Below are 8,098 nucleotides of genomic sequence, written 5' to 3'. Positions count from 1 at the left end.
TCCTGTTCGCCCTATCCACATCACTGCTGCTATGAACTTTCTGTTGTCCTTTGCACTCCTTCCACTATCCCCTTTCTTTCCGGGTAAACTCTCCTTTATCCTTTCCCATTGCTTATCTTTTAAGTCGTATAACATCCTTAGCTTCTCTCAAAAATTGTTATTATAACTCCTTTCTTTTTGAATGTCTACACTACCTAGCGACTACAAGCAAATAGAATATTTATACACAAAATTATGTATTGATAAGTATTCCGTATATAATCCAATTTTTAATGCTCAATACATAGAGTACTCACATCAGACATCATTTATTGAATATTTCGGACTACGTAATAAAGAGGGTGTTTTAGATGCTATAATTGGTTGCTATGATAGAAGTAATACTACAACAGCACCAATTGTTGGCTATGATACAGACTTGCCACAAAAACTAGGATTATATAGAATATTAATGGCTTACTGTATTAGTAGAGCACAGTATAAAGGTATGGTATTAAATCTTAGCTCTGGTGCATCACAATTTAAAGTTTTACGTGGTGGCGTGCCATTCATTGAATACAGTGCTGTTTATACAAATCATTTAAACAATAGATTGCAAAGATTAATATGGAAATTATTAGGAAATACACTAATTTACATTGGAATTCCCATTATGAGGTATTTTAAATTATGAATATAGAACATCTAAAAAATTATTGCTACTTAGTAAGTCGATCAAAAGATATAAAGTACAAATTACAAAAATTTTTTGTTTTGAACGTTCCCGTTGTCATCTTTAGAGATAATAATGGAATATTGAGAGGATTTATTGACTATTGTCCACATCGCGGAGTACCACTGTCACAAGGAAAACTAACCAATAATTGTGTTAAGTGTTGTTATCATGGTTGGGAATTCAATTTTGAAGGGGTATGTGAAAATATACCAGCTTTAGAAAATGCCCCTAGATTTTGCCTCAAAAAGATATTCGTTGAGGAATGTAATGGATACGTTTTTGTAAGTCTAAACAGTAATCCATATTCATTATATAACATACCAGACTTAGATTCCCACAATCATTACTATTGGAAAAGGACAGTAAATGGTGATTTAATTGATGTATTAGAGAATTTTCTTGATGCTACTCACACTCCCTTTATTCATCAATACTTAATACGTAGTCCCAAAAAAGCGCAAAAAATTTATGTACAAGTTAAATGTTTTGACCGTGGTGTAACCATTCATTATACTGGAGAGAATAAGCAATCTGGGATTATATCTAAATTATTTGAGAAAGAAAGATTTCAAAGTGACTCCTTGTTTCAAATGCCTAGCATTGCAGAAATTAACTATTACAGTAAAAATGGTTTAAGCCTTAAGATTAGAGCTTATTTGACACCAACTACTACAAATTTACATGATATTCATGCCCTCTTTTACTTTCCTAAAAGCACTATTGTACCTGGATTTTTGAAATATATGTTTGCATGGCCATTTTTTCAACTTGCGTTCTTGCAAGATAAAAAAATAGTTGAGAACCAATTTAAAAATAAAGCATATGTTAAAGAATATAGCCCTATTTACTGTGAAGCAGATCTTGTGAGAAAACACCTAGTTAATCTTATTGTAAACTCCAGTTTTACTAGTCAAGCAAGTTATTCAAGAGTAATCACTGTATAGCAAATTTTAAATATGCTTAACTGTTCAAACATCAAGCCTAAGATGTACAGTCCCAAAGTATGATGGGACTGTACAGAAAGGCTACAGAAATTAATTGCTATAAAGAGCATTATTGCATTTAAAATTTTATATTTAACAAAAGTGGCTTTATCGCATCCTATGGAGGATTGCACTAAGGTTCTAAGCAATGAAGAGTGGAAAGCTCTTTACATACGTGAGCATCAAGCGGCCACATTGCCCGAAGAACCTCCAAACATAAAACAAGCTATTATTTGGTTAGGAAAATTAGGTGGGTTTATGAATAGAAAAGGTGATAATTTACCAGGAAGTATGACTCTATGGCGAGGCTACGAAAATCTTAAGGAAAGCATGGTGATGCTCCACATAATAGCTTCTCAAAATTGTGGGTAAAAGTGAGATTTGAATCCAATAGAGCATTGCTGGCATACGATCAAAAGTTGGCTTAAACCGAGAATGCATCAACAAAAGGACCTTTTTCTTCTTGTTGGTCAAGCCATTACAGAAGTCTATCATTTGGTTTGGGAAATGCTATAGTTTATTGGTTACATACAAATGTTGTACGGAATTTAAAAGTATACTCCTTGAAAAACCTATTTCTGGCGGCAATTTTATTGTCAATATGCTCATCAAATATACCTAAATATTCTGTGGCAGGCCTCTTCTAAAAATCTCTCACTATAAATAGGCCTCCAAGGAGGCCTATTTATACAGGCTGCATGCAGCCATTGAAAATCTGACAAGCCAGTTATTATACTGATTGATGATTTCCTTGCCCTTTTATAGAAGGAACGGTTACTTCTGTAGAAGGTTCTTCTGTTGGTGCTACAACGTATTGACCATCATTACTTCTGTTCTTCCACCATGAATATACTGCTATTCCTACTACTCCTCCTATTCCTGCTATAGCACCAAAAATTGTCCATGTTGCTGCTGTTTTTCCTGCAATAGCTGGAGTAGGTGGTGTTGGCTTCCATACTCCTGTACTATTAACACTAAATGGAATGCTGTAGTCTGTTACATTAGCTGCGTACCCAATATTGTGTTGCCCATTATATTTTCTGATTTCCTTCATTGTATCATTGACTTTCTCCGTTACCTCGTTGAAGGCAGTTTCTTGCAATCTATTAGCAGTTTTCCATATTTCTTCAGCCTCTTTATTAGTCATTTTAGAAGCTGGTGTACTAGTAGTACTTTTATTTTTATCTGATTTTGATAGATCCCTGCATTCACCTTTTAGATAAAAAGAGAATATTTCATTGAGAGTAGGAGGTATGGAATCTAAAAATTTTTCATCCTTTGTTCTGTTAACACTAGAAATAGATGCTTTTTGACTTGTAACTTCATCTATCAAATTATTCCATACTTTCCATGTGTTGTTATCATATATCCAAACACGTTGTTTATTTATAAATATAGGTAAAGTTCCATCATTTTTGTTACGCTGTACTTTCAAAGAAGTAATATTATTATTACTATCTTTAATGCCAAAAGTTATGGTAGTATGACTTGCACTTTCAGATAGCGATACATTTTTTATACCATTTTGTTTAATGAACTCAGACACTTTTGAAATGCTCGGGTTATAAACTGCATTTCTCTCTTCTTTATTCAATATTATCTTACTTTTTATCTTGTTTTGCGAATTTGTTAGCATTTTATATTCCTTAAAAATATTATTTTAATAAATATAACTAATTCATTAACTATGTCCACAAATTTCATTAAAAAATTTATACAAAAAGTATATAAATACCACTATATAATGTATATTTTAATATTTAAGTTGATAAATTGATTTTATTTTTTTTGTAGCTTACCATTATTAAATAATTTCAGTAGTGTGTCATGAAGTTAAGTGAAATCAGAAAAAGATTTTTAGAGTTTTTTGTAAATAGTGATCATAAGCAGGTCTCTTCTTCTCCGTTAATCCCAGAGCATGATCCAACACTCATGTTTACAAATGCCGGTATGGTACAGTTTAAAAATATCTTCACCGGTATACAAAAAACTGAAATGAAGCGTGCTGTTTCAAGCCAAAAATGCTTAAGAGCAGGCGGAAAACACAATGATCTCGAAACGATTGGCTATACAAGTCGTCATCATACATTTTTTGAAATGTTAGGTAATTTCAGCTTTGGTGATTACTTCAAAGAAACTGCAATAGAATTTGCGTGGCACTTCATAACTAAGGAACTATCTCTTGATAAAAGTAGGCTATCTATCACCATTTATCATACTGATGAGGAAGCATATGAAATTTGGCGAAAGGTAAGTGGTCTTACAGATGATAAAATTATCAGAATTGCAACAGATGATAATTTTTGGAGTATGGGAAATACAGGTCCATGCGGTCCATGTTCTGAAATCTTCTATGACCATGCAAATCCTGACCTAAGTGATGATGACGGAGTTGTCGAAATTTGGAATCTGGTATTTATGGAGTTTAATAAAGATGAAGAAGGTAATTTGCATAAGTTACCCAAGAAATGTATCGATACCGGTATGGGCCTAGAAAGAATAACTGCAGTGATGCAAAACGTTTATGATAATTACGACATTGATTTTTTTTCTGCCATTATAAATAAATCGCGAGAATATTGTGGAAATGCAGAAAATAAAGTAGCGCATAAGATTATCGCGGACCATATGCGTGCAGCTGCGTTTCTTATTGCAGGAGGTGTGCTTCCCGGCAATGAGGGAAAAAATTATGTCTTGCGTCGATTGATCAGAAGAGCCGCGCGTTACATTCATCAGTTGGGGTATAATGATTCCCTACTGCATCGCATTTTTCCAGTTTTAGTGGATAGTACAAGTCCATCTTATATGGGAGATATTTATCCAGAGTTGATCAGAGCTAAAAGTTTAATAGAAACAACTTTAAAATCAGAGGAAGAGAATTTCAAAGACACTCTGATGAAAGGTATTAATATGCTGGAAAAATTCACTGCAGATTTACGTGTAGGTGATACTTTATCTGGAGAATTAGCATTTAAGTTGTATGATACCTATGGATTTCCCTTAGATATTACACAGGACATTTTAAAAGAGAAAAAAATAAACTTTGACCAAAAGGGTTTCGATGATGCAATGCAAGTGCAGAAAGAAAGAGCTCGTACTAAATGGACTGGGTCTGGTGAAAAGTCCATAGAGCAAGTGTGGTTTGATTTAACTGATAAATTTGGTAAAACAGAATTTGTTGGTTACGAGTTTGATAAAATCAGTGATGCAAGAGTATTAGCTATTATTTCTCCTCAAAATGAAATGGTTAATTCTGCAAAAAAAGGCGAAAAAGTAACTATTATACTTGATAAAACTCCGTTTTATGGTGAATCAGGTGGTCAACTTGGAGATATAGGAAGCCTGGATAAGCCAGATGAAAGTTCCATTGCAGTGGAAAATACCAATAAAATCAATGATTTATATCTACACAGATGTATTGTCACCTCTGGTGAGATTTGCCAAGGGGATACAATTACTGCAACCATTGATAAGAATAGAAGACAGAATTTGCGGAGAAATCACTCAGCTACACACCTTTTGCACTTTGCATTGAGAAAAATCTTAGGCAATCACGTAACTCAAAAAGGCTCTTTAGTTGCTCCAGATAAATTACGATTTGATTTCAGTCATAACACCCAAGTCTCTCAGGATCAATTATTTTCAATTGAAGATATGGTAAATGCTTTAATAAGAGAAAATCACTCTACATTGACAAAGGTTCAAAGCATAAATCAAGCAATGGATGAGGGTGCTATGGCCCTTTTTGGTGAGAAATATAGTGACCAAGTGAGAGTTGTAAATATTGGTGATTCAAAAGAGTTGTGTGGTGGTACGCATGTGCGATACACTGGAGAAATAGGGTTATTTAAAATAGTTGCAGAAAGTTCCGTTGCATTTGGAGTAAGGAGAATTGAAGCTTTAACAGGACAAGAAGCTATTGATTACGTGCGTAGCAACGATGTTAACCTGAAGAAAGTTGCGGAACTTGTAAAAGTGCCAACAAATGACATTGTCAGCCGCTTAAATATTTTAAGTCAAGAGCGTAAGGAATCTGAAGCTGAAATAAAAAACTTGTATAAAAAACTTGTGAATAGAGAAAATATAAAAGGCATTGATATCGGTGAAATAAACTTCCTAAGTCATGCTTTTATAGACATTCCAGTGAGCATAGTCAGAGAATTTATTTTGCAGCAACAAAAACCAAAAACTGTCATAGCTTTTACCTCTACAGAAGGAAAAAAAACAGTTCTCATTGTAAAAATAAGTAAAGATTTGACTAATAAAATTAGTGCAAAAGAATTAGCATCCAGCACAATTGGTAAAAATTGCGGAGGCAACGCTGAACTTGCGCAAGCAGGTTGTGGTAGTAGTGCAGTGATAACAGATATTTTAAAGAAACTACAATTGATGCGAGAATGCTAATTGATAATGAAACTAATCTAATAATCAATGCCATAGAGGAATTTGGTGGTGAAGCAAGATTTGTTGGTGGGTGTGTAAGAGATTCAATTCTAAAAAAAAATGTTCATGATATCGACTTAGCCACAAATTTACTTCCAGGTCAGACAATCAAGGCACTGGAGTTGTATGGTATAAAAACCATTCCAACTGGGTTAAAACACGGCACAGTAACTGCAGTTTTAAACCAAAAATCCTTTGAAATTACGACGCTAAGATATGACGTCAAGTCTGATGGTAGACATGCAGAAGTGGAGTTTACCGATAATTGGCAAGCAGATGCTTCAAGACGCGATTTTACATTCAATGCTTTATATGCAGACAGACATGGCCATATATATGACTACTTTTGCGGTATCAAGGATTTAGAAGCGCGAAGATTGAATTTTATAGGTAACGCAGAAGATAGAATTAAAGAAGACTATTTACGTATTTTAAGAGCATTTCGTTTTCATGCAAAAATATGTGTGGGAGAGTTGAGCAATGAAATATTGGCCGTATGCAAAAAACATTCACACATGATCCAAAGCCTTTCCGGAGAAAGAATAAGAGATGAAATATTTAAATTACTGGAGTGTGATAATCCTGTACCTACTCTGGAAAGCATGCAAAAATTCGACATTTTATATGAAATTATTCCACAGAAAGTAAATTGTTACATTTTGTCTTCGGAACTTCTTATTAATACTGACGCACTAGTAAAATTAGCGTTACTCCTTAGAACCACCAGAGATGACAATCTTGGAGGATATATAAGTAAATTTCTACGTCTCTCAAAAAAACAAGAAAAGAGACTGCTATTTCTACTGTCTAATAATATTTCAACTGAACTTTCAGAAAAAGAACAAAAAAAGTATATAGCTTTATATGGTAGAGAATTATATTGTGATTTAGTAAGAATATGTGGAGTTGAGTCTGCTAAGAGTACAAACACAATCAAACAATATATTGCATTTGCTTGCACCTTCACCATTCCCAAATTTCCTTTATCTGGATATGATTTAATAAGTCTTGGTTGCCAACCAGGAAAAAGCTTAGGTGAAAGTTTGGAGCTGATAAAAAAACACTGGGAAGATAGCTCCTATGCTCTAACGAAAGATGAGCTAATGTTCTATGCTAAGAATTTCATAAGCGTTCGCAGATAATAAATGTTCTGCAGCCAGCCTAAGGTTAAAAGCTATCCATTAAGATTTCAGTTGTTTTTTTTTGAAAAAAGATATAAAATAGTATTAAGCTTAATAGAGAGTTTTAAGATGCTCACGTTCAATACTTTGTATATACATAATAACAAAAAGAAGATAGTTGTAACTTTAACTGCAATAGCCTTTGCTTTAGCTATAACCCGCCACTATGTTCCTTGTATGGTAATTTATATTGATACTCGATCAATAATAACTGCAATAGCCATTTTACTAATAGGTGTTTTATGCTTAGCTATTGCTAGCAATAATGTTGTTAACATGAGTGACAACGTACGTCCGCACATAAAAGAAAGATTTTGTGGTAATTTTTCTAAAATTGCTATTGGACATTTCAAGGACGCTTTCTCATATGCTAAGTTTATAGAGGAGATTGATGGAATTATTTCCCAAGTAGAAGATATTGAACTTCAGGAATGCTTTGATGAATTTTTTACTTACACTGAAGTTACTTCTGCAACATTTAACACTCATAAATTATTAGAGCTTGCAAGGCTATTCAGATCTGTGTATGAAAATGAAAAAGTTGGAGGAAAAAAAGCAGATAGGAAATATATTATGAAGGGGAGTGTTAAATAAACTGTGTCAAACCGAAAAATGATATATTAATGATATAAAAAATGGAGGTTTAACAAATGAAAGAAAAAAGAGCAAACAACTATGTTGGATTAGTAAACTATCAAGAATTAGAGACAAATATCCTGTCATCTATAAGAGAAGGTAAACCACTAACCGGAAGAGAAGGAGCACTGACACCTTTG

At 33.5% G+C, this 8,098-nt stretch carries 8 protein-coding genes and 1 pseudogene; 7 read left to right on the top strand and 2 right to left on the bottom strand.

All coding sequences use genetic code 11. The features are described from left to right. A partial coding sequence (locus tag IC220_RS05550; protein WP_369408739.1) for a transposase occupies positions 1-135 on the bottom strand: 135 nt, incomplete at its 3' end. Positions 136-181: 46 nt separating this feature from the next. Between IC220_RS05550 and IC220_RS05545 the strand changes: the two genes are divergently transcribed. The 3 genes from IC220_RS05545 (at position 182) to IC220_RS05535 (ending at position 2,070) form a co-directional block, all read left to right on the top strand. Beyond that, on the top strand, positions 182-673 hold the full coding sequence (locus tag IC220_RS05545) for a hypothetical protein (protein ID WP_188153521.1): 492 nt from the start codon (positions 182-184) through the stop codon (positions 671-673). Then, entirely contained in the window at positions 670-1,659 is a 990-nt protein-coding gene (locus tag IC220_RS05540; protein ID WP_188153520.1) for a Rieske 2Fe-2S domain-containing protein, read from the top strand. Before IC220_RS05545 ends, IC220_RS05540 begins: the two co-directional genes overlap by 4 nt. Positions 1,660-1,752: 93 nt before the next feature. Further along, complete coding sequence (locus tag IC220_RS05535) at positions 1,753-2,070, top strand: IS4 family transposase (RefSeq protein WP_369408767.1); 318 nt, start codon at positions 1,753-1,755, stop codon at positions 2,068-2,070. Positions 2,071-2,428: 358 nt separating this feature from the next. Here the strand turns inward: IC220_RS05535 and IC220_RS05530 are convergent, their stop codons facing one another. Next, positions 2,429-3,334 (bottom strand): hypothetical protein, encoded by a 906-nt coding sequence (locus tag IC220_RS05530; protein WP_188153518.1) that lies wholly within the window; start codon positions 3,332-3,334, stop codon positions 2,429-2,431. 191 nt (positions 3,335-3,525) lie between these two features. Here IC220_RS05530 and alaS point away from each other — a divergent pair, with 191 nt between their 5' ends. The 4 genes and pseudogenes from alaS to IC220_RS05510 all read left to right on the top strand — a co-directional run. After that, positions 3,526-6,102: an alanine--tRNA ligase gene (gene alaS / locus IC220_RS05525; RefSeq protein WP_188153517.1), complete on the top strand. Its 2,577-nt coding sequence runs from the start codon at positions 3,526-3,528 to the stop codon at positions 6,100-6,102. After that, the gene (locus tag IC220_RS05520; RefSeq protein WP_188153516.1) at positions 6,096-7,283 is read left to right on the top strand and encodes a CCA tRNA nucleotidyltransferase; all 1,188 of its coding nucleotides are present in this window, start codon (positions 6,096-6,098) and stop codon (positions 7,281-7,283) included. Before alaS ends, IC220_RS05520 begins: the two co-directional genes overlap by 7 nt. 108 nt (positions 7,284-7,391) lie before the next feature. Continuing rightward, complete coding sequence (locus tag IC220_RS05515; protein ID WP_188153515.1) at positions 7,392-7,916, top strand: hypothetical protein; 525 nt, start codon at positions 7,392-7,394, stop codon at positions 7,914-7,916. 56 nt (positions 7,917-7,972) lie between these two features. Then, a pseudogene (locus IC220_RS05510) lies at positions 7,973-8,098 on the top strand (IS256 family transposase); the annotation flags it as partial.

This window comes from Wolbachia endosymbiont of Pentalonia nigronervosa, from assembly GCF_014534705.1.
In the GTDB taxonomy this organism is placed as follows: Bacteria; Pseudomonadota; Alphaproteobacteria; order Rickettsiales; family Anaplasmataceae; genus Wolbachia.
Note: the sequence above shows the minus strand (reverse complement) of the source record. Positions and strands in the feature narration are given on the sequence as shown.

Coding starts and splice junctions, on each gene's coding strand:
- IC220_RS05520 (WP_188153516.1), top strand. CDS start 6,096: ATGCTAATTGATAATGAAACTAATCTAATAATCAATGCCATAGAGGAA.
- IC220_RS05540 (WP_188153520.1), top strand. CDS start 670: ATGAATATAGAACATCTAAAAAATTATTGCTACTTAGTAAGTCGATCA.
- IC220_RS05545 (WP_188153521.1), top strand. CDS start 182: ATGTCTACACTACCTAGCGACTACAAGCAAATAGAATATTTATACACA.
- alaS (WP_188153517.1), top strand. CDS start 3,526: ATGAAGTTAAGTGAAATCAGAAAAAGATTTTTAGAGTTTTTTGTAAAT.
- IC220_RS05530 (WP_188153518.1), bottom strand. CDS start 3,334: ATGCTAACAAATTCGCAAAACAAGATAAAAAGTAAGATAATATTGAAT.
- IC220_RS05515 (WP_188153515.1), top strand. CDS start 7,392: ATGCTCACGTTCAATACTTTGTATATACATAATAACAAAAAGAAGATA.